The 492-nt window shown below is 60.9% G+C and carries 1 pseudogene; it reads right to left on the reverse strand.

What is annotated here, in order from left to right:
• Positions 1–492, reverse strand: a pseudogene (locus FDX22_RS21380) (molybdopterin dinucleotide binding domain-containing protein); the annotation flags it as partial.

The following is a 492-nucleotide window of genomic DNA, read 5'->3' on the forward strand; positions in this document are numbered from 1 at the left end:
ATCCTCAAGACGCGCACCTGCCAGAACCGGCGCGATGCCAGGCATGCCCATCGGCAAACCAACCTGCCCTGCCGTTAATCCTTCAGCGATTTCAACCGGCAGCGTAACCGTGTTGCCATCGTAGCTGAAAGAAACGCGCGTACCGGCATTGACACCCAACTTCGCGGCATCCGCCGGGTTGAGCTTGATGTACGGCTGCGGCATACGGGTCTGGAAGACCGGCGCACGCTGGGACATTTCGTCACTGCCAAACAGATGGTAGTACGGCGCGATACGCCACTGACCATCCTGCGCCTGGAAGCTCGCCGGAACGGTAGTGAAGTAGTCCAGACCGCCTTCGGANCCGCAGAAGCTTCGATCAGGCGCACGCCCGGATCGCCATGACGCAGTTTACCGCCCACTTCATCCTGGAACTTGTTCCACGCCTGTGGGGAGTTCCAGCCCGGAGCCCAGGCAAACGGAATTTGTGAACGCGGCGCAGACGGCTGGTTG

The organism is Citrobacter sp. TBCS-14 (genome assembly GCF_005280805.1).
Lineage (GTDB): Bacteria > Pseudomonadota > Gammaproteobacteria > Enterobacterales > Enterobacteriaceae > Citrobacter > Citrobacter gillenii.